The sequence below is a fragment of the Streptomyces sp. PH9007 genome (assembly GCF_059813725.1).
The window spans coordinates 4,331,408-4,355,458 of sequence record NZ_CM187440.1 but is presented as its reverse complement, the minus strand read 5'-3'; the positions used below and the strand labels follow the sequence as shown (position 1 = coordinate 4,355,458).

Sequence of the window (24,051 nt, the reverse complement as noted above, 5' to 3'; positions counted from 1 at the left end):
ACGCAGGCAACCGTGCACTCACGGCGGGCCCACGGGCCCGGTGAGCGGCCCCGGCCCGCCGGTCTGCTAAGCATGGAGGGGTCCGAACTCCCGAACTGCACAAGGCGACAAGGACCTTTACATGCCCGAATCCCCCACATCCCCCACACCCCCCACCTCCCACCGGCCCGCTTCGCGGGTCACCCGCCGGGCGCTGATCGGCACCGCCGGCGCGGTGGCGGCGGGCGCCGTCGTGACCCCTGCGGTCATCGCGGCGACGGGCGGCTCCGGTGACGGTGACGGCGGCGGCACCGCCGGTGACGCGGCACCGGCCGGTACGACGCCGCAGTCGTTCCCGAAGACCCGCAGCGCGGCGGCCACCGGCGAGGAGGCGGTGCGCACCGCCTTCCCGATCGGCTTCGTCGGTGTCGCCTGGGCCGGCACCCGCGACGCCACCGGCGGCGGCATCCGGTTCACCGGCGCGGACGGTGACGAGGCCGGCGCGTGGACGCCGCTGAGCGGTGGCGGCTGCTCCGACAGCAACGGCGGCCGGCTGCTGGTGGCCGCCCGGCAGGCCACCGGGTACGAACTGCGGGCGCCGGAAGGGGCCAACGACCTGTTGTCGGTCGCCCTGGACACCTCGCGCGGCCCGCGCCACGAGATCCCGGTGCCCACCGACCCGACCCGGGTACGCGGCGTGGAGTACCTCTCCCGGGCGGCCTGGGGCGCGGACGAGTCGCTGCGTTTCCTGCCGGACGGCAGCGAGAACACCCCCACCGAGTTCTACGCGTTCCAGACGCTGACGGTGCATCACACCGTCACGCCGAACGACGACCCGGACCCGGCGGCCACGGTGCGCGGGATCTACGAGTTCCACGCGATCACCAACGACTGGGGCGACATCGGCTACCACTTCCTCATCGACGAGGAGGGCCGGATCTACGAGGGCCGTTACTCGGGCGAGGGCGGCCTCCCGGCGCACAACGAGGACGGCGACCTCGTGACCGCCTTCCACGTGGGCGGCTTCAACTCCGGGAACCTGGGCATCGCGCTGCTCGGCGATCTGACGGAGCGTGGCCCGACGGACGCGGCCCGCGCCTCCCTCACCCGCCTGGTGCGCACCGCGTTCCGGCTGCACGGCCGTGACCCGCTGGCGGATGTCACCTACGTGAACCCGGTCAACGGCGTCGAGAAGGACGTGGCGGAGATCAGCGGGCACCGTGACTGGCTGGAGACGGACTGCCCCGGTGAGGTGATGTACGCGGAGCTGGCGGCGCTGCGCGAGGCGGTGGCCTCGCAGCGCTGACCGCCGCCCGCGAGCAGGGCCCGGCCGCGGCCCCCGTACGTCCCGTACACCCCGTGAGGCCCGTACGGCCCCCGTACTCCGGTGACGCCCGCGTGCCGCCGTCGCGTGTTCACGCGGGCGTCGCCGGGGGCCGGCTGCCCCGGCGCGCCGTGTTCATCCCCGCTCCCCAGGATCGGGATGTCGCGGTACAACGTGTCCGAGGAGGCCCCCATGATGCGAAAGCTCGCCGTCCTTGCCGTACTGTCCGGGCTGCTGTTCACCACCGTCACACCGGCGGTGGCGGCGGTGGCCGAGGAGGATCGGGGCAGGCCGCCGCTGCCCGCGCTCCCGAACGAGATCAACGGCGGTGCCTGGCCCACCTCCCACCTCCAGGGAGTGGCGCTGGACCGGGAGAAGGGCTTCATGTACTGGTCCTTCACCCAGATGCTGGTGAAGACGGATCTGCGCGGCAACGTCATCGGCACGGTGGAGGGACTGACCGGGCACCTCGGGGATCTCGACCTGAACCCCCGGGACGGCCGGGTCTACGGCTCGCTGGAGTACAAGGCGGAAGAGGCGTTCTACATCGCCATCTTCGACGTGCGCAAGGTCGACCGCATCGGCATGAACGCCGAGCGGGACGGCGTGATGACGGCCGTGTATCTGCCCGAGGTGGTCGAGGACTTCACCGCCGACATGGACGGGGACGGCCATTTCGACGGTGACACGGGTGACACCGCGGACCACCGGTACGGGTGCAGCGGCATCGACGGGGTGGCGTTCGGGCCGGGGTTCGGCAAGCGGTCCGGGCAGGGCCGGGACACCCTGAAGGTGGCGTACGGGGTCTACTCGAACACGGAGCGGACCGACAACGACCACCAGGTGATCCTGGAGTACGACGTGCGGAACTGGTGGCGGTACGAGCGCCCGCTGTCGCAGGCGGCCCCGCACCACAGCGGCCCCTCCCGTACGGACGGCAAGTTCTTCGCGTACACCGGCAACACCCGGTACGGGGTGCAGAACCTGGAGTACGACCCCTACACCGGCGACTGGTTCCTGGCGGTGTACGAGGGGGCGAAGGCCGGTTTCCCGAACTACTCGTTCTTCGTGATCGACGGCACGGCGCGGCCGGTGCGCGGGGAGATCAAGGGGCAGCCCGAGCGTGAGCGCGGTGAACTGCTGAAGGTGAGTGACGGCTTCGACTTCCACGGCCAGTACGGCTTCGAGGCGCTGGGGGACGGCACGTACTACGTGGCCGACAGCGTCCGGGTGGTCGGCCCGGACGGGGTGGCCCGGCAGGAGGGCTTCGCCGAGAAGTACCGCTGGACCGGGCGTTCGGCGGGCGCGGAGCGCGACCGGCCGCCGTTCTCACCGGTGGCCGCGGGCTGATTCGGCCTTCCGCCGGCTGCGGGCGCGGTGCCGGGCGACGTTGGCGCGGTTGCCGCACAGGTCCGGCATGCAGTAGCGGCGCCGTCCGGCCCGGCTGGTGTCCACGAACAGGCCGTCGCAGGTGGGCGAGGCGCAGGGCCGGAAGCGGGTGTGTCCCAGGGTGCGCAGGGTGCCGAGCAGGCCGGTGCCGGTGAGCACGGCGAGCCGGTCGGCGAGGGGGGTGGCGGGGTCGGTGGCCACGTACCACTGCCACTCCCGGTCGGCGTCGCGTTCCAGTACGGGGGCAGTGGTGGCGCGGGTGAGCAGGGCGTTGGCACCGGCGGCGGTCGCGTCCTCGGTGCCGGCCTCCAGGACGGCGCGCAGGTCGTCGCGCAGGTGGTGGACCTGGCGGAGGTCGGCGGGGGTGGGGGTGGGGTGGTCGATGCCGTGTTCGTTGAGGAAGTCGGCCAGCCCGGCGGGGTCGCCGAGCATCTCGCCGGCGCTCTTCCACACCAGGGGCGAGGTGTTGACGAGGTCGGTGGCGAGTCCCGCCCCCGCAGCGTAATCGGAAAAAGAGACTTTCATGCCTTACCTCGTCCTGGTACGGTAACCGCTGTAACTCCTCTATACACCTTAACGCGGAGGTGGCGGTTTCCCATGCGGACCTCGACACGGGCACAGGCACGGATACGGCACGGCTGGCGCTGGCTGCGCCGGGTCGGCGCGGACGCGGCGTACGGCATCGACGCCGGCAACGCGATCCGGCACGGCCATCAGCCCGCCCAGCGGCGGCGGCGCCCCGCGTAACCTGGGGCGGCATGATCGTCTGGCTGAACGGCACCTTCGGGGCCGGCAAGACCACCACCACCCGGCATCTGGCCGGCCTGCTCCCGGGGTCGTACGTCTTCGACGCCGAGCAGGTCGGCTACCTGCTGCGAGGTGTCCTGGCGGGCCGGCACCCGGCACAGAACTTCCAGGAGTGGCACCCGTGGCGGTCGCTGGTCGTGGCGACCGCCCGGGAGCTGCTCGGCTTCACCGGCGGCGGGCCGCTGATCATCCCGCAGACGGTGCTGACCCGGGCGTACTGGGACGAGCTGGCGGACGGCTTCGCCACCGAACCCGCCGTCCCCGTGCACCACTTCGTCCTGCACACCGACCCCGGCACGCTCGCCCACCGGATCACCACCGACACCGACCCGGAGACCAGCACCCCCGAGGTCAGGCGGTGGCGGCTCGCCCACATCGAGCGGTACACGGCGGCCCTGCCCTGGCTGCGGACCGAGGCGCACGTCCTGGACACCACCCACACGCCCCCGGCGCAGGTCGCGCGCACCATCGCCGGACGGCTCTAAAACGTTCGACGCGCGGGCCCCGCCTCCGGCAGCATCGCGCGATGGAACCGCACGAGATCTGGCCGCTGTACGGCCTGCGCCTGACCACCCCCCGACTTGAGCTGCGCCTGCCCGGCCTGGAGGAGCTGGCCGAGCTCGCGGCCGTGGCCGGGAACGGGGTGCACGAGGACGGCGCCATGCCGTTCAGCTTCCCCTGGAGCGACGCCGCCCCGGACCAGCGGGCGCGTGCCACCTTCCAGCATCTGCTGGGCACCGTCGCCGCCTGGCGCCCGGAGGCGTGGGCGCTGAGCCTGGCGGTACGGCACGAGGGCCGCGTCATCGGCCGCCAGGACCTCATGGCCACCGACTTCGCGGTGACCGGCGAGGCCGAGACCGGCTCCTGGCTGGGCCTGCCGCACCAGGGCCGGGGCCTGGGCACCGAGATGCGGGCGGCGGCGCTGCACCTGGCCTTCGAAGGTCTGGGCGCGCGCTCGATGACCTCCGCGGCGATGACCGACAACCCGCGCTCGCTCGGCGTCTCGCGCCGGCTCGGCTACCGCGACGACGGCATCACCACCGCGTCCGTGCAGGGCCGCCCGCGTACCCTCCAGAGGTTGCGGGTGGACCGCGCCGACTGGCAGGCGCACCGTACGGTCCCGGTGACGGTGCACGGCCTCACGGACGCGTGCCGTGAGCTGTTCGGCCTCAGCCTTCCCTGACCGCCAGCAGATAGCCCTGGTGGCGGTGGTAGTCGGGGCCCGGCTCGCGCAGCGAACGCAGGCTGACGGTGAACCCGGCGGCGGTCAGCGCGTCCGCGAAGGTGTCCACCGGCCACAGCCAGCCGGGCGTCACCTTGTGGTCGAACGGCACCGGTTCCCGCGCGGCTCCGGCCGCCGTGGACTGGAAGCCGAGCAGCAGGTGCCCGCCCGGGGCCAGCACCCGGTGGAACTCGGCCAGCGCGAGCGGCACCTGCGCGGGCGGGAGGTGGATGAGCGAGTACCAGCCCAGCACCCCCGCCAGCGAACCTCCCCGGGGGACGTAAGGGCGCAGGTCCAGCATGGTGCCGGTCTCGAACCTCAGCCCCGGGTAGGCGGCACGGGCCAGCCCGGTGAACTCCGGGGTGAGGTCGATGCCGAAGGCGCGGACGCCGAGCCGGTCCAGATGCGCCGTCACATGGCCCGGCCCACACCCGATGTCGGCCACCGGACCGGTGTCCCGGACGAGATCGGCGAAGACGGAGAGCAGGGCGAGGTCGTACGCCTGCCGTGGGAACTGCTCCCGGACGAACTCCAGGTAGCGGCCGGACATCGCCCCGTAGGCGTCCCGGGTGGCGGCGGCGGTGGCTTCTTCGGAGGTGGCCATGGCCGCGGACTTTACGCGTCCGGGCGAGGCGTTACCGGAAGAGGTCCTGATGTTTTGCGGATGAGTGTCTAACCTGACGATCAGGACTGACCGTTCATTGAGTGGGGGCCCATGCACGGCAACGAAACGGGGGCGGCAAACGGCGACGCCGAGGAGACCAGACGGCTGCGCCACGAGCCCGACCCCGACACGTACAAGCTGCCCAGCAGAACACAGCCGGACCGGACGGAACCCGTCGAGACCCCCACCACCGTCACCCAGCCCATGCCGCCGCCCGGCCCGTACCCGGTGATCGCCGGCCGCTACCAGCTGCGCCGACAGCTCGGCCGCGGCGGAATGGGCGTGGTGTGGGAGGCCATGGACACCCGGCTGGGCCGCCCGGTCGCGGTCAAGGGCGTGCTGCTGCGCGGCGGCATCGACCCGTCCACCCAGGCCGAACTGGTCAAACGCGCCCGCCGCGAGGCCCAGGCCATCGCCCGCATCGGCCACCAGAACGTCATCGCCGTCCACGACATCATCGAGGGCGCGGCCGAGATGGTGGAGGCGGAGGACGGCACCGGCGCCGAGGGCGAGGTGTGGATCGTCATGGAACTGCTCGACGCCCGCTCGCTCGCCGACATCCTGCGCGAGGAGGGCCGCCTCCCGGTGCAGCGGGCGGCCCGGATCGCGCTCCAGGTGCTGCGCGGCCTGCGCGCCGTGCACGCGGCCGAGGTACTGCACCGCGACGTCAAACCGCACAACATCCTCTTCCGGCGGGGCGGCAAGGCCCTGCTGATGGACTTCGGCATCGCCACCTTCGAGGGCGCGGCCCAGGTCACCCGCTCGCACTCGGTCATCGGCACGCCGCGCTATCTCGCCCCCGAACTGGGCCACTTCTCGCCGGGGCCCGAACGCAGGGCCTCGCCGGCGTCCGACCTGTGGTCGCTGGGCGTCACGCTGTACGAAATGGTGGAGGGCCGACCGCCGTTCAACGGCCTGGACGCCCTGGAGATCCAGCAGGCGGCGCTCAACTCCCCCACCCCGCCCATGCGGTACGCGGGTCCGCTCGCACCGCTGATCGAGGGCCTGCTGCGCAAGCTGCCCCGGCACCGGATCTCGGCGCAGGAGTTGGAGGACGGGCTGCGCCGGATCGCCCGCGAGGAGCCGCCGGCGATCCCCGAACCGCCGAAGGAGCCGCCACGGGAACTCCCGCCGTTCCGGGACCCCGGCCGCCGCCGGTGGGGGCCGGGCGCGGCGATCGCCCTGGTCCTCGCGCTGCTCGCGGGCGGCGGCTGGCTGCTGTGGGGGCCCGGGGGCGGCGGCGATCTGTCCCGCAGCTCCCCCACCATCCAGGGCGCGGAGGCCCGGGGCCTGCTGCGGATCGGCGTGAAGTCGGGGCAGCCCGGCATGAGCGAGCTGGTCGACGGTGAATGGCGCGGCTTCGACATCGAGTTCGCCAAACTGATCGCCACGGACCTGGGCTTCGACCCGGACACCGAGGTGCAGTTCGTGCCGGTGTCGAGCGTGAACCGGGAGAAGCTGCTGGACCAGCGGCAGCTGGACCTGGTCGTCGCCACGTACAGCATCACACCCGAACGCCAGGAGGAGGGCGTCACGTTCGCCGGGCCGTACTTCATCACCGGCCAGACGATGCTGATGCGGCAGGGCGTGTACGAGGACGTCTCGGGTCCTGCGGACTTCCCGCAGGGCACCCGGGTGTGCACGGGCGACAACTCGACATCGGTGGGCGCCCTGGAACAGGACTGGCCGGGGAGGTTCGTGGTGGACACCCGGTCGGACTACGACACGTGCGTGAACCTGCTCCTGGACCGCACCTACGACGCGGTGATCACGGACGATCTGATCCTGGCCGGGTTCCAGGCCCAGCATCCGGACGAACTGGAGATGCTCCCGCGCTCCTTCACCACGGAGCGCTACGGCGTCGGCCTCCAGTCCGACGAGGGCGCGCTGCGCGACACGGTGTGCGGGGTGATCCGCGACGTGGTCCGGGACGGGCGCTGGCAGCAGCTCTACCGGGAAGAGTTGCAGGACCTCCTGGGCGGCGAATCCCGCGACAGCCCGTCCCTCCAGGACCTGGAGCGGTGCGAGGACGGTTAGCACTCCGGAGGACCACCCGTCACGGCACCGTCGGCTCGCCGCCGCCCAGACGCCAGCCGGGGGGCGGGGCGAGCCGGGCGGCGCGGACGGCGTCCGAATCGAGGACGAACTCGCACCACACCACCTTGCCGGGGTCCCGGGTCCCCACGCCCCAGCAGTCCGACAGCGCCTCCACCAGCCACAGCCCGCGCCCGGTCTCCCCGCCCTCGTCCAGGTCGCGCAGCCGTGGCCGCCCGTCACCGCTGTCGTGCACCTCCAGGCGCAGGACGGCGTCGGTGGTGAGCCAGAGATGGAGGGAGAAGCCACGGCCCGGCGGCACGCCGTGCGTGATCGCGTTCGTCGCCAACTCGCTCACACACACCAGTACCTCGTCGGCCCGCTGCTCGATCCGCCAGTCGTTCAATGCTTTTCGGACAAACCGACGAGCCGCGAAGACGTTGCGCTTGTCGCGCCGGAAGAACCGCTCGCGTACACAGATCTGATGAAAGTCCTCGTCCACGCCCCCAACGGTGGCGTTGCGTGCGTAAGCTCCAACAGTGCGTGAAGCCGTACGGCTTGAGCGTACGGACGGATTTCGGTCACGTACGGAACCCGATGGGGAGTGGGATCACATGGCCCCGAGGAGCAGTCAGCGCAAGAAGAACACCACGACGATGAAGACGGTCGGCGCCGTCCTCAGCCGCCTGCGCACGCACGCCGGCCTCTCACAGAGCGCCCTCGCGGAGCTGGCGTGCGTGGCCCAGGAAACCATCGCCTCCATCGAACAGGGAAGAAGGCCCCTTCTTCCGCACCTGGCGGAGCGGCTGGACGATGTCCTGGAGACCAAGGGGGTGCTCTGGGTGATGGTGGACAACCTGCCGGAGGAGGTGAAGTTTCCGATCTGGGTACAGGAGTACATGGCCCACGAGCAGGAGGCGATCGCACTCTCCTGGTACGAGAACCAGATCCTCCCCGGGCTGCTCCAGACCGAGGGCTATGCGCGGGCGATCTTCCGCAACGCTCTCCCCACGTTCACCGAGGAGGAGATCGAGACCAACGTGGCCGCCCGGTTGCAACGGCAAGCAGTGCTGCGCCGCAAGAAGAATCCGCTGTACGCCAGCTTCATCATCTCGGAAGCAGTCCTGAGGGACCGGATCGGCGGTGATGAGGTGCACCACGACCTGCTGCGCCATCTGCGGGAGTGTGCCGATCTCCCCGGGGTCGCGATCCAGATCATGCCGCTCGGCCGGGAGCATCACGCCGGTCTGAACGGTCCATTCATCCTGGTGGAGACCCCCGAACACCAGCACCTCGGCTACACCGAGACACAGCGCGGCAGCCAGCTCTTCCAAGATCCATACGAGGTGAGCATCCTGTCGCAGAAATATGCAATGCTGCGATCGCAGGCTCTCAACCCGGAGGAGAGCAAGCGCCTGTTGGACCGGTTGCGAGGAGAATCATGAACACCACACTGACCTGGTTCAAGAGCAGCTACAGCGGTGACAACGGCGGCGACTGCCTCGAAGTCGCCCTCGATTGGCAGAAGTCCAGCTACAGCAACACCGAGGGCGGCGCCTGCGTCGAGGTGGCCCGCTGCCCGGGCGACACCGTGCACATCCGTGATTCCAAGAACCTCACTGGCCCCATCCTCACCGTAAGTCCGGACTCATGGTCGCACTTCACCGCATCCGTAGCGCTCATCAGCGACTGAAGCCGATGTTCGGCGGCGTGGGGATTCTGATCGCGGTCAGTCTCATCGCCCTCGCCGCCGTTCTCGGTTACCGGACCGGACGTGACCAGGAGCAGGGGCCGACCGTTGCCTCACTCATGCGTGAGCGTGCGCAGGCGACGGCCGAGGAGTACCGGTCCGTGTACCGGGACGACGAACTGGCGCAGAAGGTGGCGCGCATTCACGTCACCATGGACAACTCAGGCGCCCCGTACTTCATCGCCGTGCTGAGCGACAGCAAGGACGTCGACTCCGAGGCGCTGTGCGCGCAGGTGACGGACTTCCTCTCCCATCAGCGCGGACTCGACTTCTCCCCCGGTCACACCGAGTTGGTGTTCACCGCCGAGGGCGAGATGCTGCGCAACTTCACCACCGTGGTCTCGGCGGTGCGCCTCGTCGAACCGGACGGCCACTCTTACTGATCGGCGGCGGCGGGGAGTCCGATCGGTGCCGACGGTGAGGGTGGCCGGAGTTCTTCAGCCGGCGGTCTCGGCCTCGGGCGCGAAGGGGACGCCGGTGAGCTGTTCGCTCTCCGCCCACAGGCGCCTGCCCTCGGCCGGGTCGTCGGCGCCTTTGGGGAGCTTGGCGGGCTTGGGGGTGCCGGAGGTCTGGTCACGTCCGGCAGGCCCGATGAACTGGCCCGAGCGGGCCTGCGGGCTGGTCGCCGCGTACAGGGAGGGCCAGGCGGCGCCGTTCGCGGACCCCATGAGCAGGCGCGCGGCGATCGGGGTGACCACGCGGCCCAGGGGGCCGGTGCCGTGCTGCTGGATGCCTGTCATCGCCGACCCCGGGTGGATGACGAGCGCCTCGATGGCGCTGTGCGCGGTGCGGCGTGCCAGTTCAAGGGTGTAGACGATGTTGGCGCGCTTGGACTTCGCGTAGGCGCCCATGGGGCGGTAGCGCCGGCCGCTCATCAGGTCATCGAGTCTGCCCATCGGCCAGCGCGCGGCGGCGGCACTGACGGTGACCACGCGCGGTGCCGTCGAGCGGCGCACGGCGGGCCAGATCTGGGCGTCGAAGGCGAAGTGGCCGAGGTGGTTCGTGCCGACGGTCATCTCGAAGCCGTCGCGCGTGGTCTGCCGCTCGGGCAGGTTCATCACGCCGGCGTTGTTGAACAGCAGATCGATCGTTTCCGTCTCGGCGATCCGAGCGGCTGCCTCACGGACGGAGGAGAGATCGGAGAGGTCGAGGGTGAGCGTGTCGACCTCGGCTCCGGGTGCGGAGGCGCGTACCGCTTCCGCTGCCTGGTCGAGCTTGGTCCGGTCGCGTCCGGCCAGGATGACCCGTGCCCCGTGGTGGGCGAGCACGCGAGCGGTTTCCAGGCCGATCCCGCTGTTCCCGCCGGTGATCAGCGCGGTGCGGCCGGTCTGCTCGGGAATCGCGTCGGGGGTCCAGTGGCTCATCGCTGCCCTGCTCCTATCGGGTTGATGCCCGGCCGCTCGGCGAGGCTCTCGGACATACCGGCATTACAGACCGGCAGTCTTTTGTACCGCGCCACCAAGTTAAAGGACCGCCGGTCTACTGTCAAAAGACCGACAGTCTGTAACATGGCGGCATGGCGGACTTCCAGCGCGCACGCAGCGAGGAACAGCGCGAGATCCGGCGCCGGACCGTACTCGACACCGCGGCCGGCATGCTGGAGGAGATGCCGGCTGGCGAGCTCAGCCTGAACGAACTGAGCCGCCGCGTCGGGCTGGCGAAGTCCAACGTGCTGCGCTACTTCGAGTCACGCGAGGCGATCCTGCTGGAGCTTCTCGACCGCGCCTGGCAGCAGTGGACGGCCGACCTGCCCGCCCATCTCGACGCCGGCATCGACGCGGACGCCCCGGTGGGCCGGCGTGCGGAGCAGTTCGCCGCCGCCGTCGCCGGCTCCCTCACCGAGCGCCGGATCCTGTGCGACCTGCTGAGCAGCCAGGCGAGCGTGCTGGAACACAACGTCTCCCCCGAGGTGGCCGCCCGCTACAAGCGCGCAGCCGTGGCCAACGTCGTCGACATCGCCGCGCTGACCCGCCGGCACCTTCCGGAACTCGGTGACAGTGCCCCGCAGTTGACGGCAGCCGTGATCATGGCCATCGGCGCCGTGTGGACCCACGCGCGGCCCTCCCGGGCGATGCTCGCCGCCTACGAGGCCGACCCCTCGCTCACCGCGTACAAGCTGGACTTCACGGCCGCCCTGCGCGACATGCTGGCCACCCTCACAGCGGGCACGCTCGCCCGCGTCTCCGCCTGAACCGCATCCGCACCCCGACCCCAGTGGGCCCGGGCCAGGGCCCCGACCGCGCCGCCGACCGGCGGCACCGGTTCCGCAACGATCAGCTGGTAAGGCGATGGGCGGGCGGTGTTAAGGTCCGGCCATGTCACGTACGGACACCGCCTCCAGGACGATCGCCGCCCCCATCGACCGCGTCTTTGACGCCCTCATCGATCGTGAGGCGCTCACGGCATGGCTTCCGCCGGCCGGGATGACGGGCAGGTTCGAGCGGTTCGACGCCCGGCCGGGTGGCTCGTACCGGTTGGTGCTGACCTATGGCGACGCCTCCGGCGCGCCCGGCAAGGCGACCGCAGACTCCGATGTCGTCGAGGCGCGCTTCGTGGACATCGCCCCCGGTGTGCGGGTCGTGCAGGCGATCGACTTCGTCTCCGACGATCCCGCCAACGCGGGCACGATGACCATGACCTGGCAGGTCACCGCCGTCGAAGCGGGCACACGCGTCGACATCGTCGCCGATGACGTCCCGGAGGGTGTCTCCGCCGAAGACCACGCCGAAGGGCTCGCCTCGTCCCTCGCCAACCTCGCCGCCTACGCCGAGCGGTAACCTCGCCGCTCCCCACCGGCAGCCGAGGCAGCCCGGCGTCCCGCAACCGCGCGGACGGGCGACCGCCGATCGGGCCGGCCGCGTCCGCCGGGGTGGCCGGGTCGGCCGGGTCGGGCCCGGTTCCCCAAGAGTGGGGCGAGGGTGCGGAACTCCGCCCGGTCATCGGCGCTTCGGCGCGGGTTCACCCGATGCCCTTCTCCTGGTCCCGGACGGCCGGTGGATGATCGGTTAGCGTCGGCGGACACCGTATGCCCGGCCCGCCGAGAGGTTCGTCATGAGTCAGTCGTCTCCCGGCGGTGGGCTCCGGCGGCGGCTCGGCGTGTTCGACGCCGTCGTCATCGGGCTCGGGTCGATGATCGGAGCGGGAATCTTCGCGGCGCTCGCCCCGGCGGCGCGGGCGGCCGGGGGGTGGCTGCTGCTGGGGCTCGCGGTGGCGTCCGTGGTCGCGTACTGCAACGCGACGTCGTCGGCGCGGCTGGCGGCCAGGTACCCGGCCTCCGGGGGGACGTACGTCTACGGGCGCGAGCGGCTCGGACCGTTCTGGGGCTATCTGGCCGGCTGGGGGTTCGTGGTCGGCAAGACCGCGTCCTGCGCCGCGATGGCCCTGACGGTCGGTGTCTACGCGTGGCCGGGACAGGCGCACGCGGTGGCGGTGGCCGCTGTGGTGGCGGTGACGGCCGTCAACTGTCTCGGGGTGCGGAAGTCGGCGCTGGTCACCCGCGTGGTGGTGGCCGTGGTGCTGGCGGTGCTCGCGGCGGTGGTGACGGCGTGTCTGGTGCCGGGGCGCGGCCCGGACGCGGTGAGCGGGGTCCCGGCCGGGGCGGTCGGCTGGGGCGGGGTGCTGGAGGCGGCGGGGCTGCTGTTCTTCGCGTTCGCGGGGTACGCGCGCATCGCGACGCTCGGGGAGGAGGTGCGGGATCCGGCGCGGACGATTCCGCGCGCGATCCCGGTGGCGCTGGGGATCACGCTGGTGGTGTACGTCCTGGTGGCGGTGGCGGTGCTGACGGCGCTGGGGGCTGGCGGTCTCGGCGCGTCCGGCGCGCCGCTGGCGGACGCGGTGCGGGCGGCGGGGTCCGGCTGGCTGGCGCCGGTGGTGCGGGTGGGGGCGGTGCTGGCCGCGCTCGGTTCCCTGCTGGCGCTGCTGCTCGGGGTCTCGCGCACAGTGCTGGCGATGGCGCGGGACCGTCATCTGCCCTCGGGACTGGCGGCGGTGCACCCGGGGTTCGGGGTGCCGCAGCGGGCGGAGCTGGCGATCGGCGCCGTGGTGGCGGTGGTGGCGGCGACGGCGGATGTGCGGGGGGTGATCGGGTTCTCGTCGTTCGCGGTGCTGGTGTACTACGCGATCGCCAACGCCTCGGCGTGGACGCTGAGCCCGGCGGAGGGGCGGCCGGTGCCGCTGGTTCCGGTGGTCGGCTTCGCGGGCTGCGCGCTGCTGGCGGCGGCGTTGCCGGTGGCCTCGGTGGTGGCGGGGGCGGCGGTGCTGACGGCGGGGGCGGTGGCGTACGCGGTACGGGGCCGGTGGCGCTGACGGCGCGCGCCCGGCCGTTGTCAGTGGCGGGTGCGAGAGTGACGGCATGCTGGGGATCAGGGTGCGGACCGAGGACGGGCGGTCGCGGGACCGGCTGACGGCCGGTGAGCTGGCCGCGCTGGTGCGGCGGATCGGCGGCGCGGGGGACCGCTTCGTGGTGGTGGAGCGTCTTCCCGATGTGCCGGATGTCTACGTCCAGGTGTGGCACGAGGAGGGCGGGGCGTACACGCTGGAGCACCGGGACGGGGTTCCGGAGCGGCATTTCACGACGACGGTGGACGCGCCCGGTCCGGTGGCCGAGGCGCTCACGGGCTGGGCGCGGTCGGCCGGGGGCTGGGACGCCGGGCTGGCGTGGGAGCGGCTGACGTTCCCACAGGAGGCGACGGACGGCGGGGGCGCGGAGGAGACGGAGGACGCGCAGGCACCGCCGCTGACCCGGGCGTTCGCCGAGCTGGAGGCGGCGGGCATCACGGCGCGGGAGAACTTCGCCTGCTGCCGCGCCTGCGGCCTCGCGGAGATCGGCGGGGCGGGCGCGCCGGACGCCCGGGGGTTCGTCTTCCTCACCTCCGAGCCGTACAGCGAAGCGTCGCTGCTGTACGGCGGGTTCGACGACTCGGCGGACACCACGGCGGCCATCGGCCGGGAGGTGGTGACCGGGCTGGAACGGCAGGGGCTGAGCGTGGAGTGGGACGGGCACCCGGGCTCGGCGATCACCGTGCGCACGTCCGCCGGGAACGGCGCCCCCGGCGGCGCATGAGGCGCCGGGGGTCCCCTTGCCACGGCGCGAGGGGATTCCGCCGCGACGGTCCGGCCGGCGGCGCCGCGCGGGGGCGGTCTCAGTCGCGCGGTGCCCGCACCTGACCTCCGGTGACGAGCCACCACAGGGCGAACGCGCCGAGCGCCGCCGCCTTGAGGGCCGGCCACCAGCCCCACTCCTGCGGCCAGGCGCTCAGGGTGAGCCCGGCGACGACGGCGGCGGAGGCGAGCGGCAGTTGGGCGGTGGCGGCGAAGGTGGTGCGGGTGCCGAGGTCACCCGCGCCCATGGCGCGGGCGGCGGCCCACGGCAGCGGGGCGGTGGCGAGCAGCAGAACGGTCGCCCACGGGGTCAGCAAGCCGCACAGGCCGAGCGCGGCGACCGCGCCGTACACCCCTGCCTGGCCGGCCGCGTAGAGCCGGACGGTGCGGCGCGGGCCGAGCAGGCCGGTGACGGTGAGTTTGCCGACGGCGCGGTCGCCGTCCAGGTCGGCCAGGTTGAGCACGAGCAGTTGCAGGAATTGCAGGGCCGCCAGGACGGCGACGCAGGCCCATGCCTGGGCGGGGACGCCGCCGAGCTGGGCGAGGCAGGCGAGCAGCGGCAGCAGCCCGTGCAGCGAGAGCGCGCAGGCGAGTTCGCCGCCGGCCCGGTAGTTGAGGCGGAACGGGGGCGCGGTGTAGAACCACGCGAGCAGCAGGAAGCCGACCGCGAGCAGCCGGGTGCCGGAGGTGGGCAGCAGGGCGAGCAGGAACACGGTGCCCAGCAGCAGTACGAAGGCGGCGGCCAGTCCGGTGGTGGGGGCCAGGGTCCGCTCGGTGAGGACGCGGCTGCCGCCGGACCAGGCGGTGGGGGCGGGGTTGGCGCGGTCGGCGTCCAGGTCGAAGTAGTCGTTGCAGTAGTACGTCATGAGGTGGGCGCCACAGCCGAAGGCGAGGACCAGGGTGAACAGGCCGGCGTCGAACCGTGCTCCGGCGTGCACCGCGAGTTCCGTTCCGGCGCACAGCACCAGCAGGCTGTGGAAGAGGAACTTCGGCCTGCCGAGCCGGATCAGTGCCCCCAGCCGCCGCCCGGTTCCCCGTTCTGGCCGCGCGGGTGCCTGTGTGACCGCTGTCACCGTCAACTCCTCTGTTCCTCGGGTGTGTTGAGGCCCAGTGAAGCGGGGTGGGGCGGGTGTCGAGCAGGGGGCACGCAGGGGCGCCTGGGGTGGGAGGGGCCCACGTTACGCGCGGGTGCGCCGCGCGCGTTACGGCGTGCGCCGGTCGATCAGGGCGGCGAGGCCGTCCAGGACCCGGGCCAGGCCGAAGGCGTATCCGTGGTCGGGGGCGTTCGCGCTGCGGTACGCCTGCCCGGCGGCCGTGCCGACCCGGCCGGCGAGCGGGAAGCGTTCGGGGTCGTGGATCTTGGCGAGGACCGGGGCGTGGGCGTCCCACCACTCCTGGTCGGTGAGGGCGCTCCCCGCTTCGGTGGCGCGCTGGTCGAGGGCGGCGCGGGCGGTGCCCTGGACGAAGGCGAGGAGGTGGGTGAGCGCGGCGTCCATGTCGAGGTCGTCGAGCCCCAGGCCGTCCAGGGCGCGCAGTTCGTGCTCGTACTTGGCGATCACGCCGGGGCCCAGGGGCGGGCGGCTGGTGGGGAGCCGGGCGACCCAGGGGTGGCGCCGGAAGAGGTCGCGGTTGGCGTCGGCGACGGCGGTGACCCGCTCGCGCCAGGGGGTGTCCGGCGACCAGGGCGGGCGGGGCATGTCCTGGTAGACGGTGTCGAGCATCAGGTCGAGGAGGACGGCCTTGCCCGGGATGTAGGTGTAGAGCGTCATGGGGGTGACGCCGAGTTCCTGGGCGACGCGGCGCATGGTGACGGCGTCCAGGCCGCCCGGGTCGGCGTCGGCCACGGCGATGGCGGCGCGGATCACCCCCTCGACGCTGCGTGCCGGGCGGGGGCCGCGGCCAACCGGCCCGGAGGAGCCGGGTTCGCGCCACAGCAGCCGGAGGGCGCGGGCGGCGTCGCTCTCCCTGTCGGTGTCCATGGCCGTCATTTTCTCCCGCCCGCGCATGTAATGCGTACAGCGTACCTTGTACTGTGTATAGAGTACGCTGTACGCGCCCCGCTCCGTGTCCCCCCGCGCCCCACTCCCCCGCGCCGCCCCACCCACACACCGAGGAGACCGCCCGCCATGCACCACGCCACCACGCCCGCGGACAGCCATGACGTCATCCAGGTCCGCGGCGCCCGGGAGAACAACCTGCGCGGCGTGGACGCCGACATACCCAAGCGCCGGCTGACCGTCTTCACCGGCGTCTCCGGCTCCGGGAAGTCCTCACTCGTCTTCGGCACCATCGCCGCCGAGTCCCAACGGCTGATCAACGAGACGTACACGGCGTTCGTCCAGTCCTTCATGCCGAGCCTGGGCCGCCCCGATGTCGACGGGCTGCACCACCTCACCGCCGCGATCGTCGTCGACCAGGAGCGGATGGGCGCCAACTCCCGTTCCACGGTGGGCACCGCCACTGACGCGTACACGATGCTGCGGATCGTCTTCAGCCGCCTCGGCACCCCGTACGTGGGCACCTCCAGCGCCTTCAGCTTCAACAGCGCCGAGGGCATGTGCCAGCGCTGCGAAGGGCTCGGCGAGGTCTCCGAGATCGACATCGACCAGCTCGTGGACCGCGAACTCTCCCTCAACCAGGGCGCCATCACCGTCCCGAACTTCACCGTCGACTCCTGGTACTGGCAGACGATGGTGCTGTCCGGGCTCTACGACCCGGACGTCCCGCTCAAGGACTTCACCGAGCGGCAGTGGGAGGACTTCCTCCACAAGCCCGCGACCAAGATGCGGATCAGCACCAACAACATCACCTACGAGGGCCTGCTGGTGAAGGTCCAGCGGGTGATCCTGGCCAAGGACCGCGACGCGATGCAGCCGCACATCCGGGCGTTCGTGGACCGGGCCGTACGGTTCGCCCCGTGTCCCGGGTGCGGCGGCACCCGGCTGAACGCCGCCGCGCTCGGCGCCCGGATCAACGGCTGGAACATCGCCGACTGCTCCTCCGCTCAGATCAGCGAACTCGCCAAGTTCCTGCGGGACGTGCAGGACCCCTCCGTCGCCCCGCTGCTGGAGAGCCTGCGCCATCTGCTGGACTCACTCGTGGAGATCGGCCTGGGCTATCTCTCCCTGGACCGCCCCTCCGGCACCCTGTCCGGCGGCGAGGCGCAGCGCGTGAAGATGGTGCGGCATCTGGGATCGAGCATCACGGATGTCACCTACGTCTTCGACGAGCCCACCACCGGACTGCACCCGCACGACATCCAGCGCATGAACGACCTGCTGCTGCGGCTGCGCGACAAGGGCAACACCGTCCTGGTCGTCGAACACAAGCCGGAGGTCATCCGGATCGCCGACCACGTCATCGACCTGGGCCCCGGCGCCGGCACGGCCGGCGGCGAGATGTGCTACGCCGGGGACGTGCCCGGGCTGCGGGCCTCCGGGACGCTCACCGGGCGGCACCTGGAGCACCGGACGCGGCTGCGCGAGCCGGGGCGGCTGCGCACCGCGCGCGGGCACATCGAGGTGCGCGGCGCCGACCGGCACAATCTGCGCGGGGTGGACGTGGATGTGCCGCTGGGCGTGCTGACCTTGGTCACCGGGGTGGCCGGGTCGGGCAAGAGCTCACTGGTCCACGGGTACGTGTCGGGCCGGGAGGGGGTCGCGGTCGCTGACCAGTCGCCGATCCGGGGTTCGCGGCGCTCCAACCCGGCGACGTACACCGGGCTGCTGGGCCCGATCCGTACCGCCTTCGCCAAGGCGAACGGGGTGAAGGCGGCGCTGTTCAGCGCCAACTCGGAGGGTGCCTGCCCGAACTGCAACGGTCTGGGGCTGGTGTACACCGACCTCGCGATGATGGCCGGGGTGGCGTCGGTGTGCGAGCGGTGCGAGGGGCGCCGGTTCACGGACGAGGTGCTCACGTACACGCTGCGCGGCAGGAACATCAGCGAGGTGCTGGGGATGTCGGTCGCCGAGGCGTACGACTTCTTCCCCGGCGGGCAGGCGCACGCCGTGCTGGGCCGGCTGGCCGATGTGGGGCTGGGCTATCTGCGGCTGGGGCAGCCGCTGAACACCCTGTCGGGCGGGGAGCGGCAGCGGCTGAAGCTGGCGATCCACATGGCGGAGAAGTCGGCGGTGTACGTCCTGGACGAGCCGACGACCGGGCTGCACATGGCGGATGTGGACAAGCTGCTCGCGCTGCTGGACCGGCTGGTGGACGACGGGAACACGGTGGTGTGCGTCGAGCACCACCAGGCGGTGATGGCGCACGCGGACTGGATCATCGACCTGGGCCCCGGCGGGGGTTCGGACGGCGGACAGGTGGTTTTCACGGGGACACCGGCGGAGCTGGTGGCGGCGGCCGACGGGGAGCGGGCGTCGCTGACCGGGCGGCATCTGCGGGAGTACGTCGGGCGGTAGCGGCCGGTGTGACACGGGACGGCGCGCGGCACGTGAAACAAGGAAATACATATCGAATGACTATTTATTTCCCTACATACTGATTCGCGTGCCTGGGCATGCCTCCGCCACGAGAGCCATCGCACCGACGCGATGGTCCGGGGAAGGACACGTCCATGCGCGCCTCACGCACCCTCATCGCCGCCACGGCGGCGGTCCTCCTTCTCGCGGGTACCGGTGCCGCCGCGGCGGCACCGGTCCAGGAGACCGACGCGGCGGCGACCCCGCTGCTGAGCCGCTTCGACGACGGCAGCTTCGAGTACCCCGTCTCCACGCCGGGCGGGTTCACCGAACTCGCGGCCGGGCAGTCCATCGGCCCGTGGCAGGTCACCAGCGGCTCCGTGGACCTCATCGGCGCCGGATTCTGGCAGGCCGCCGAGGGCGACCAGTCCCTCGACCTCAGCGGTCGCGCCGCCGGGGCGGTGGCCCAGACGTTCACCACCGTCCCGGGGACGACGTACACCGTCACGTACGCGCTGGCCGGCAACACCGCGGGCGCCCCGACCGTGAAGACCGGCAAGGTGCTCGTCGACGGCCAGAACTTCCAGGACTTCAGCTTCGACATCACCGGCAAGAGCCGGACGGACATGGGCTACGTCTACCGGCAGTTCACCTTCGTCGCCACCGCCGGCTCCACCACCCTGACCTTCGTCAGCACCACCGACACCGCCATGGGGCCGGTCATCGACGACGTCACCGTCACCACCTGTCCGCCGTGCGGCTCCTGCGGCTGACGGCCTGAACGCGCGGGTGAGGCGGGGCCGTCCGGCCCCGCCCCACCCACCGCACAGCGGTCCGCCCTCAGCCGAGGTGCTGCGTCACCCGGTTGAGGGTCTCGGCCAGCACGACCTGGCCGTCCCGCGACCACAGGACGTCGTTGAACAGCTCGACCTCGGTCCAGCCGGTGTAGCCGGCCTTGCCGACCTCGTCCGCGAACCAGCGCATGTCCACCGAACCGTCGCCGATCTGGCCCCGGCCGGTGAGCACACCCGCCGGCAGCGGGGTCACCCAGTCGGCCAGCTGGAAGCTGTGGATGCGGCCACCGGCCCCGGCCCGCGCGATGCCCTGCGCGATCCGGTCGTCCCACCACAGGTGATAGGTGTCCACGACCACGCCCACCTGCTCGGCGGGGAAGCGCTCCGCGAGATCCAGCGCCTGGTCCAGCGTGGAGACGACGCAGCGGTCCGCCGCGTACATCGGGTGCAGCGGCTCGATGGCCAGCCGCACACCGCGCTCCGCCCCGTACGGGCCCAGCTCCGCGAGCGCGTCGGCGACCCGCTCCCGCGCGCCCGCCAGATCACGGTCACCGGCCGGCAGCCCGCCGGAGACCAGCACCACCGTGTCGGTGCCCAGTTCGGCCGCCTCGTCGATCGCCCGCCGGTTGTCGTCCAGCGCGGCCGCCCGCTCGGCCCGGTCGGTGGCGGTGAAGAAACCGCCCCGGCACAGCGTGGTGACCGTCAGCCCGGCGTCGCGCACCAGGCGCGCGGCGGCGGCCACCCCGTACTCCCGCACCGGCTCGCGCCACAGGCCCACGCCCTCGATGCCCAGGTCGGTACAGCCCTTGACCAGCTCGGGCAGGCTGAGCTGCTTGACGGTCATCTGGTTGATCGAGAACTTCACGGCTGCTCCACCCCGTACACGGCCAGCAGGGACTTCATCCGGGCCTGCGCGAGCGCCGGATCCGGGAACAGGCCGAGACCGTCCGCCAGTTCGTAGGCGCGGGCGAAGTGCGGCAGCGAGCGCGCCGACTGGAGCCCGCCGACCATGGTGAAGTGCTCCTGGTGGCCCGAGAGCCAGGCCAGGAAGACCACGCCGGTCTTGTAGTAGCGGGTCGGGGTCTGGAACAGGTGCCGGGACAGCTCCACGGTCGGGTCCAGCAGCGCCCGGAACCCGGCCGTGTCACCGGTGTCCAGCGTGCGCACGGCCTGCGCCGCCACCGGGCCCAGCGGGTCGAAGATGCCCAGCAGCGCGTGGGAGAAGCCCTGTTCGTCGCCGGCGATCAGCTCGGGGTAGTGGAAGTCGTCGCCCGTGTAGCAGCGCACGCCCTGGGGGAGGCGGCGGCGCAGCGCGACCTCGCGGCCCGCGTCCAGCAGCGACACCTTGACGCCGTCCACCTTGTCCGGGTGGTCGGCGATGATCTCCAGGAAGGTCTCGGTGGCCGCGTCCAGGTCCTCGCTGCCCCAGTAACCGGTCAGCGCGGGGTCGAACATCGGGCCCAGCCAGTGCAGGACGACCGGCTCGGCGGCCTGCCGCAGCAGCTCACCGTAGATCTTCAGATAGTCGTCCGGACCGGTGGCGGAGGCAGCCAGCGCGCGCGAGGCCATCAGGATGGCCTGCGCGCCGGTCTCCTCCACGACGGCCAGCTGTTCCTCGTAGGCCGCGCGCACCTGGTCCAGCGTGTGCGGACCCGCGGAGAGCTGGTCGGTGCCCACGCCGCAGGCGATCCGGCCGCCCACGGCCTTGGCCTCGGCGCCGGAACGGCGGATCAGCTCGGCGGCACCGGCCCAGTCCAGGCCCATGCCGCGCTGTGCGGTGTCCATCGCCTCGGCCACGCCGAGTCCGTGCGACCACAGGTGGCGGCGGAAGGCGAGGGTGGCGTCCCAGTCCACGGCGGCCGGGCCGTCGGGGGTGGTGTCCGCGAACGGGTCGGCGACGACGTGCGCGGCCGAGAAGACGATGCGGGAGGCCAGCGGGCCCTCACCGGCGGCGGGGAGAGCGGGGGCGGTACGGGGCGTGTAGTCCCGTACGGTGCCCGTCGCGTCGGGGAGTCGGATCATCGGTTCGGTCTCCCCGTCCTTACAGGCTCAGCTCGGGAACGTCCAGGCGGCGGCCCTCGGCGGAGGACTTCAGGCCCAGCTCGGCCAGCTGCACACCGCGCGCGCCGGCCAGCAGGTCCCAGCTGTAGGGCTCGTCCAGCACCACGTGGCGCAGGAACAGCTCCCACTGGGCCTTGAACCCGTTGTCGAACTCGGCGTTGTCCGGCACCTCCTGCCACTGCTCGCGGAAGGTCTCGGTGGCGGGCAGGTCCGGGTTCCACACCGGCTTGGGGGTGGCGGAGCGGTGCTGCACGCGGCAGTTGCGCAGCCCGGCGACGGCGGAGCCGTGCGTGCCGTCCACCTGGAACTCCACCAGCTCGTCGCGGTTGACGCGCACCGACCAGGAGGAGTTGATCTGGGCGACGGCACCGCCGGCCAGCTGGAAGATGCCGTACGCGGAGTCGTCGGCGGTGGCCTCGTACGCCTGGCCGTTCTCGTCCCAGCGGCGCGGGATGTGGGTGGCGGTCAGCGCCTGGACGGTCTCAACACGGCCGAACAGCTCGTGCAGCACGTACTCCCAGTGCGGGAACATGTCGACGACGATGCCGCCGCCGTCCTCGGAGCGGTAGTTCCAGGACGGGCGCTGGGCGGGCTGCCAGTCGCCCTCGAAGACCCAGTAGCCGAACTCGCCGCGCACGGAGAGGATCTCCCCGAAGAAGCCGCCGTCGATGAGCCGCTTGAGCTTGAGCAGGCCGGGGAGGAACAGCTTGTCCTGGACCACGCCGTGCTTGATGCCCGCGTCGCGCGCCTGGCGGGCCAGCGCGAGGGCGCCGTCGAGGCCGGTGGCGGTGGGCTTCTCGGTGTAGATGTGCTTGCCGGCGGCGATGGCCTTCTTCAGGGCCTCCTCGCGGGCGAGCGTGATCTGGGCGTCGAAGTAGATGTCGACGCTGTCGTCGGCCAGGACGGAGTCCAGGTCGGTGGAGATGTTGGAGGCGTCCAGGCCGTGCTGGTCGGCGAGCGCCTTGAGGGCGTGCTCGCGGCGGCCGACGAGGATCGGCTCGGGCCAGATCACGGTGCCGTCGGCGAGCGGGAGGCCGCCCTGTTCGCGCAGGGCGAGGATCGAACGGACCAGGTGCTGGCGGTATCCCATGCGCCCGGTGACGCCGTTCATGGCGATGCGGACGGTCCTGCGGTTCGGCGTGTCGGTCATGGGCCGGATTCCCTCCCGGAGTGGCAGCGCGGCGGCGGCACCGTTAGTAAGCGCTTTCTATCAGGGGAGACGCTAACCTGCCCACAGCGGATGGGACAAGTGGCAGCACGGAAAGCGGGGCGGAGCATGTCGGTGACGCTGGCGGATGTGGCGGCGCGGGCGGGGGTGTCCGCGGCAACGGTCTCCCGGGTGCTCAACGGCAACTACCCGGTGGCCGGTTCCACCCGCTCCCGGGTGCTGCGCGCCGTGGACGAGCTGGAGTACGTGGTCAACGGCCCCGCCAGCGCGCTGGCCGCCGCCACCTCCGACCTGGTGGGGGTGCTGGTCAACGACATCGCCGACCCCTTCTTCGGGGTGATGGCCTCCGCGATCCAGTCCCAGATCGGGCCGGACGGGGAACACGACGCGCCGCACAGCCAGAAGATGGCCATCATCTGCAACACCGGCGGCTCCCCGGAGCGCGAACTCACCTACCTCACGCTGCTGCTGCGCCAGCGCGCGGCGGCCGTGGTGCTCACCGGCGGCACGGTCGAGGACCCCGAACACCTGGCCGCCCTGGCCACCCGGCTGCGGCGGCTGGAGGCCGGGGGCACCCGGGTGGTGCTGTGCGGCCGGCAGCCGCTGGGGCCGGTGGCGGCCGGCGGGGCCACCACGACCGGCCGGGAGGCGGAGCGGGAGGCCGTACCGGGGCGGGAGGCCGCGCCGGGACCGGAGCAGGACGAGTCCTGGGGCCCCTCCCCCGTGGCGCTCACCTTCGACAACTTCGGCGGGGCGCGCCGCCTCACCGCGCACCTGCTCTCCCTGGGCCACCGCCGCATCGGCTACCTCGCCGGGCCGGCCGCCCGCACCACCACCCGGCACCGGCTGGAGGGCCACCGCGCGGCGCTGGCCGAAGCCGCCGGGGCGGGCGCGGGGCGGGCGCGGGACACGGACCGGCTCACCGTGCACGGCGGCTACGACCGGTCCTCCGGCTACGACGGCGCGCTGGAACTGCTGCGCCGCGAGCCGGACCTGACCGCCGTGGTGGCCGCCAACGACACGGTCGCCCTGGGCGCCTGCGCGGCGCTGCGCGACCGGGGGCTGCGCATCCCCGAGGACATCTCGGTGGCCGGCTTCGACGATCTCCCGTTCGCGATCGACGCGGCGCCCGCGCTGACGACCGTACGGATCCCGCTGCACGAGGCCGGGGCGCGCGCCGGCCGGCTGGCGCTCGGCCGCGAGGACGCCCCGCCCGGCCGGGTGGCCACGCTCCCGGCCGATCTGATGGTCCGCGCCTCCACCGCGCCGCCCCGCGCCACCGCCTGATCCGGCCGCACCCCCGGCGGGCACCGGTCGTGGCGGCGGGCTCCGGTCCTCCCGGGT

General features: G+C 72.3%; 25 protein-coding genes. 16 read left to right on the top strand and 9 right to left on the bottom strand.

The annotated features are described in order from the left end of the window. The first annotated feature begins 121 nt into the window (after positions 1–121). Both ACTFAP_RS20180 and ACTFAP_RS20175 read left to right on the top strand, forming a co-directional pair. Entirely contained in the window at positions 122–1,285 is a 1,164-nt protein-coding gene (locus ACTFAP_RS20180; RefSeq protein ID WP_500467042.1) for a peptidoglycan recognition protein family protein, read from the top strand. A gap of 213 nt (positions 1,286–1,498) precedes the next feature. Next, positions 1,499–2,653: a hypothetical protein gene (locus tag ACTFAP_RS20175; RefSeq protein ID WP_495684986.1), complete on the top strand. Its 1,155-nt coding sequence runs from the start codon at positions 1,499–1,501 to the stop codon at positions 2,651–2,653. Here ACTFAP_RS20175 and ACTFAP_RS20170 read toward each other — a convergent pair. Next, a complete protein-coding gene (locus tag ACTFAP_RS20170) occupies positions 2,633–3,217 on the bottom strand; it encodes a CGNR zinc finger domain-containing protein (RefSeq protein ID WP_495681800.1) in 585 nt (194 codons plus the stop codon). The two genes, ACTFAP_RS20175 and ACTFAP_RS20170, sit on opposite strands and share 21 nt — an antisense overlap. Positions 3,218–3,289: 72 nt before the next feature. On the opposite strand from ACTFAP_RS20170, the gene ACTFAP_RS20165 reads away from it, so the two are divergent. The 3 genes from ACTFAP_RS20165 to ACTFAP_RS20155 are packed head-to-tail and all read left to right on the top strand — an operon-like array spanning position 3,290 to position 4,682. Beyond that, the gene (locus ACTFAP_RS20165) at positions 3,290–3,439 is read left to right on the top strand and encodes a hypothetical protein (protein WP_390117138.1); all 150 of its coding nucleotides are present in this window, start codon (positions 3,290–3,292) and stop codon (positions 3,437–3,439) included. Between the two features lie 11 nt (positions 3,440–3,450). Continuing rightward, positions 3,451–3,984 carry an AAA family ATPase gene (locus ACTFAP_RS20160; protein WP_500467041.1) on the top strand — a complete coding sequence of 178 codons (534 nt, stop codon included), beginning with the start codon at positions 3,451–3,453 and terminating at the stop codon, positions 3,982–3,984. 41 nt (positions 3,985–4,025) lie between these two features. After that, positions 4,026–4,682, top strand: a complete 657-nt coding sequence (locus tag ACTFAP_RS20155; RefSeq protein WP_390117142.1) for a GNAT family N-acetyltransferase — start codon at positions 4,026–4,028, stop codon at positions 4,680–4,682. Here the strand turns inward: ACTFAP_RS20155 and ACTFAP_RS20150 are convergent. Beyond that, the gene (locus tag ACTFAP_RS20150) at positions 4,669–5,325 is read right to left on the bottom strand and encodes a class I SAM-dependent methyltransferase (protein ID WP_500467040.1); all 657 of its coding nucleotides are present in this window, start codon (positions 5,323–5,325) and stop codon (positions 4,669–4,671) included. The genes ACTFAP_RS20155 and ACTFAP_RS20150 overlap by 14 nt on opposite strands. 111 nt (positions 5,326–5,436) lie before the next feature. Here ACTFAP_RS20150 and ACTFAP_RS20145 point away from each other — a divergent pair, with 111 nt between their 5' ends. Beyond that, positions 5,437–7,422 (top strand): bifunctional serine/threonine-protein kinase/glutamate ABC transporter substrate-binding protein, encoded by a 1,986-nt coding sequence (locus tag ACTFAP_RS20145; RefSeq protein ID WP_500467039.1) that lies wholly within the window; start codon positions 5,437–5,439, stop codon positions 7,420–7,422. A 19-nt stretch (positions 7,423–7,441) separates the two neighbouring features. Here ACTFAP_RS20145 and ACTFAP_RS20140 read toward each other — a convergent pair whose 3' ends face one another. Continuing rightward, positions 7,442–7,921 (bottom strand): ATP-binding protein, encoded by a 480-nt coding sequence (locus ACTFAP_RS20140; protein ID WP_500467038.1) that lies wholly within the window; start codon positions 7,919–7,921, stop codon positions 7,442–7,444. 112 nt (positions 7,922–8,033) lie between these two features. On the opposite strand from ACTFAP_RS20140, the gene ACTFAP_RS20135 reads away from it, so the two are divergent. From ACTFAP_RS20135 to ACTFAP_RS20125, 3 genes are read left to right on the top strand one after another with little or no spacing between them, the layout of a single operon-like run. Continuing rightward, positions 8,034–8,864 carry a helix-turn-helix domain-containing protein gene (locus tag ACTFAP_RS20135; RefSeq protein ID WP_500467037.1) on the top strand — a complete coding sequence of 277 codons (831 nt, stop codon included), beginning with the start codon at positions 8,034–8,036 and terminating at the stop codon, positions 8,862–8,864. Further along, positions 8,861–9,112: a DUF397 domain-containing protein gene (locus tag ACTFAP_RS20130; RefSeq protein ID WP_500467036.1), complete on the top strand. Its 252-nt coding sequence runs from the start codon at positions 8,861–8,863 to the stop codon at positions 9,110–9,112. Before ACTFAP_RS20135 ends, ACTFAP_RS20130 begins: the two co-directional genes overlap by 4 nt. 17 nt (positions 9,113–9,129) lie before the next feature. Further along, a complete protein-coding gene (locus tag ACTFAP_RS20125; protein ID WP_495681792.1) occupies positions 9,130–9,552 on the top strand; it encodes a hypothetical protein in 423 nt (140 codons plus the stop codon). A 54-nt stretch (positions 9,553–9,606) separates the two neighbouring features. Here the strand turns inward: ACTFAP_RS20125 and ACTFAP_RS20120 are convergent, their stop codons facing one another. Then, on the bottom strand, positions 9,607–10,533 hold the full coding sequence (locus ACTFAP_RS20120) for an oxidoreductase (RefSeq protein ID WP_500467035.1): 927 nt from the start codon (positions 10,531–10,533) through the stop codon (positions 9,607–9,609). Positions 10,534–10,685: 152 nt separating this feature from the next. Here ACTFAP_RS20120 and ACTFAP_RS20115 point away from each other — a divergent pair, with 152 nt between their 5' ends. The 4 genes from ACTFAP_RS20115 to ACTFAP_RS20100 all read left to right on the top strand — a co-directional run bounded on the left by ACTFAP_RS20115 (position 10,686) and on the right by ACTFAP_RS20100 (position 14,231). After that, entirely contained in the window at positions 10,686–11,360 is a 675-nt protein-coding gene (locus ACTFAP_RS20115) for a TetR/AcrR family transcriptional regulator (RefSeq protein ID WP_500467034.1), read from the top strand. A 124-nt stretch (positions 11,361–11,484) separates the two neighbouring features. Next, positions 11,485–11,946 (top strand): SRPBCC family protein, encoded by a 462-nt coding sequence (locus ACTFAP_RS20110; protein WP_500467033.1) that lies wholly within the window; start codon positions 11,485–11,487, stop codon positions 11,944–11,946. Between the two features lie 274 nt (positions 11,947–12,220). Then, complete coding sequence (locus tag ACTFAP_RS20105; protein WP_500467032.1) at positions 12,221–13,474, top strand: APC family permease; 1,254 nt, start codon at positions 12,221–12,223, stop codon at positions 13,472–13,474. Positions 13,475–13,520: 46 nt separating this feature from the next. Continuing rightward, a complete protein-coding gene (locus ACTFAP_RS20100) occupies positions 13,521–14,231 on the top strand; it encodes a DUF6891 domain-containing protein (RefSeq protein WP_500467031.1) in 711 nt (236 codons plus the stop codon). Between the two features lie 79 nt (positions 14,232–14,310). On the opposite strand, the gene ACTFAP_RS20095 is transcribed toward ACTFAP_RS20100, so the two are convergent. Continuing rightward, on the bottom strand, positions 14,311–15,342 hold the full coding sequence (locus tag ACTFAP_RS20095) for a prenyltransferase (protein WP_500467030.1): 1,032 nt from the start codon (positions 15,340–15,342) through the stop codon (positions 14,311–14,313). Between the two features lie 129 nt (positions 15,343–15,471). Beyond that, complete coding sequence (locus ACTFAP_RS20090) at positions 15,472–16,248, bottom strand: TetR/AcrR family transcriptional regulator (protein ID WP_500467029.1); 777 nt, start codon at positions 16,246–16,248, stop codon at positions 15,472–15,474. A 147-nt stretch (positions 16,249–16,395) separates the two neighbouring features. On the opposite strand from ACTFAP_RS20090, the gene ACTFAP_RS20085 reads away from it, so the two are divergent. Both ACTFAP_RS20085 and ACTFAP_RS20080 read left to right on the top strand, forming a co-directional pair. Further along, the gene (locus ACTFAP_RS20085; RefSeq protein WP_500467028.1) at positions 16,396–18,684 is read left to right on the top strand and encodes an ATP-binding cassette domain-containing protein; all 2,289 of its coding nucleotides are present in this window, start codon (positions 16,396–16,398) and stop codon (positions 18,682–18,684) included. A gap of 155 nt (positions 18,685–18,839) precedes the next feature. Continuing rightward, positions 18,840–19,457 (top strand): choice-of-anchor C family protein, encoded by a 618-nt coding sequence (locus tag ACTFAP_RS20080; RefSeq protein WP_400010943.1) that lies wholly within the window; start codon positions 18,840–18,842, stop codon positions 19,455–19,457. Positions 19,458–19,524: 67 nt separating this feature from the next. Here the strand turns inward: ACTFAP_RS20080 and ACTFAP_RS20075 are convergent, their stop codons facing one another. From ACTFAP_RS20075 to ACTFAP_RS20065, 3 genes are read right to left on the bottom strand one after another with little or no spacing between them, the layout of a single operon-like run. Continuing rightward, positions 19,525–20,322, bottom strand: a complete 798-nt coding sequence (locus ACTFAP_RS20075) for a sugar phosphate isomerase/epimerase family protein (RefSeq protein WP_500469511.1) — start codon at positions 20,320–20,322, stop codon at positions 19,525–19,527. 17 nt (positions 20,323–20,339) lie between these two features. Next, positions 20,340–21,500 carry a dihydrodipicolinate synthase family protein gene (locus ACTFAP_RS20070; RefSeq protein WP_500467027.1) on the bottom strand — a complete coding sequence of 387 codons (1,161 nt, stop codon included), beginning with the start codon at positions 21,498–21,500 and terminating at the stop codon, positions 20,340–20,342. Between the two features lie 19 nt (positions 21,501–21,519). Beyond that, a complete protein-coding gene (locus tag ACTFAP_RS20065; protein WP_046724747.1) occupies positions 21,520–22,689 on the bottom strand; it encodes a Gfo/Idh/MocA family protein in 1,170 nt (389 codons plus the stop codon). A gap of 126 nt (positions 22,690–22,815) precedes the next feature. On the opposite strand from ACTFAP_RS20065, the gene ACTFAP_RS20060 reads away from it, so the two are divergent. Beyond that, positions 22,816–23,994 carry a LacI family DNA-binding transcriptional regulator gene (locus ACTFAP_RS20060; RefSeq protein ID WP_500467026.1) on the top strand — a complete coding sequence of 393 codons (1,179 nt, stop codon included), beginning with the start codon at positions 22,816–22,818 and terminating at the stop codon, positions 23,992–23,994. Positions 23,995–24,051 lie beyond the last annotated feature (57 nt).

What these genes read in the sequence shown, in the direction of transcription:
- ACTFAP_RS20115 (WP_500467034.1), top strand. Translation starts at nt 10,686, where the DNA reads ATGGCGGACTTCCAGCGCGCACGCAGCGAGGAACAGCGCGAGATCCGG.
- ACTFAP_RS20145 (WP_500467039.1), top strand. Translation starts at nt 5,437, where the DNA reads ATGCACGGCAACGAAACGGGGGCGGCAAACGGCGACGCCGAGGAGACC.
- ACTFAP_RS20160 (WP_500467041.1), top strand. Translation starts at nt 3,451, where the DNA reads ATGATCGTCTGGCTGAACGGCACCTTCGGGGCCGGCAAGACCACCACC.
- ACTFAP_RS20085 (WP_500467028.1), top strand. Translation starts at nt 16,396, where the DNA reads ATGCACCACGCCACCACGCCCGCGGACAGCCATGACGTCATCCAGGTC.
- ACTFAP_RS20105 (WP_500467032.1), top strand. Translation starts at nt 12,221, where the DNA reads ATGAGTCAGTCGTCTCCCGGCGGTGGGCTCCGGCGGCGGCTCGGCGTG.
- ACTFAP_RS20120 (WP_500467035.1), bottom strand. Translation starts at nt 10,533, where the DNA reads ATGAGCCACTGGACCCCCGACGCGATTCCCGAGCAGACCGGCCGCACC.
- ACTFAP_RS20155 (WP_390117142.1), top strand. Translation starts at nt 4,026, where the DNA reads ATGGAACCGCACGAGATCTGGCCGCTGTACGGCCTGCGCCTGACCACC.
- ACTFAP_RS20170 (WP_495681800.1), bottom strand. Translation starts at nt 3,217, where the DNA reads ATGAAAGTCTCTTTTTCCGATTACGCTGCGGGGGCGGGACTCGCCACC.
- ACTFAP_RS20060 (WP_500467026.1), top strand. Translation starts at nt 22,816, where the DNA reads ATGTCGGTGACGCTGGCGGATGTGGCGGCGCGGGCGGGGGTGTCCGCG.
- ACTFAP_RS20165 (WP_390117138.1), top strand. Translation starts at nt 3,290, where the DNA reads ATGCGGACCTCGACACGGGCACAGGCACGGATACGGCACGGCTGGCGC.
- ACTFAP_RS20080 (WP_400010943.1), top strand. Translation starts at nt 18,840, where the DNA reads ATGCGCGCCTCACGCACCCTCATCGCCGCCACGGCGGCGGTCCTCCTT.
- ACTFAP_RS20110 (WP_500467033.1), top strand. Translation starts at nt 11,485, where the DNA reads ATGTCACGTACGGACACCGCCTCCAGGACGATCGCCGCCCCCATCGAC.
- ACTFAP_RS20065 (WP_046724747.1), bottom strand. Translation starts at nt 22,689, where the DNA reads ATGACCGACACGCCGAACCGCAGGACCGTCCGCATCGCCATGAACGGC.
- ACTFAP_RS20180 (WP_500467042.1), top strand. Translation starts at nt 122, where the DNA reads ATGCCCGAATCCCCCACATCCCCCACACCCCCCACCTCCCACCGGCCC.
- ACTFAP_RS20175 (WP_495684986.1), top strand. Translation starts at nt 1,499, where the DNA reads ATGCGAAAGCTCGCCGTCCTTGCCGTACTGTCCGGGCTGCTGTTCACC.
- ACTFAP_RS20070 (WP_500467027.1), bottom strand. Translation starts at nt 21,500, where the DNA reads ATGATCCGACTCCCCGACGCGACGGGCACCGTACGGGACTACACGCCC.
- ACTFAP_RS20130 (WP_500467036.1), top strand. Translation starts at nt 8,861, where the DNA reads ATGAACACCACACTGACCTGGTTCAAGAGCAGCTACAGCGGTGACAAC.
- ACTFAP_RS20075 (WP_500469511.1), bottom strand. Translation starts at nt 20,322, where the DNA reads ATGACCGTCAAGCAGCTCAGCCTGCCCGAGCTGGTCAAGGGCTGTACC.
- ACTFAP_RS20135 (WP_500467037.1), top strand. Translation starts at nt 8,034, where the DNA reads ATGGCCCCGAGGAGCAGTCAGCGCAAGAAGAACACCACGACGATGAAG.
- ACTFAP_RS20100 (WP_500467031.1), top strand. Translation starts at nt 13,521, where the DNA reads ATGCTGGGGATCAGGGTGCGGACCGAGGACGGGCGGTCGCGGGACCGG.
- ACTFAP_RS20150 (WP_500467040.1), bottom strand. Translation starts at nt 5,325, where the DNA reads ATGGCCACCTCCGAAGAAGCCACCGCCGCCGCCACCCGGGACGCCTAC.
- ACTFAP_RS20090 (WP_500467029.1), bottom strand. Translation starts at nt 16,248, where the DNA reads ATGGACACCGACAGGGAGAGCGACGCCGCCCGCGCCCTCCGGCTGCTG.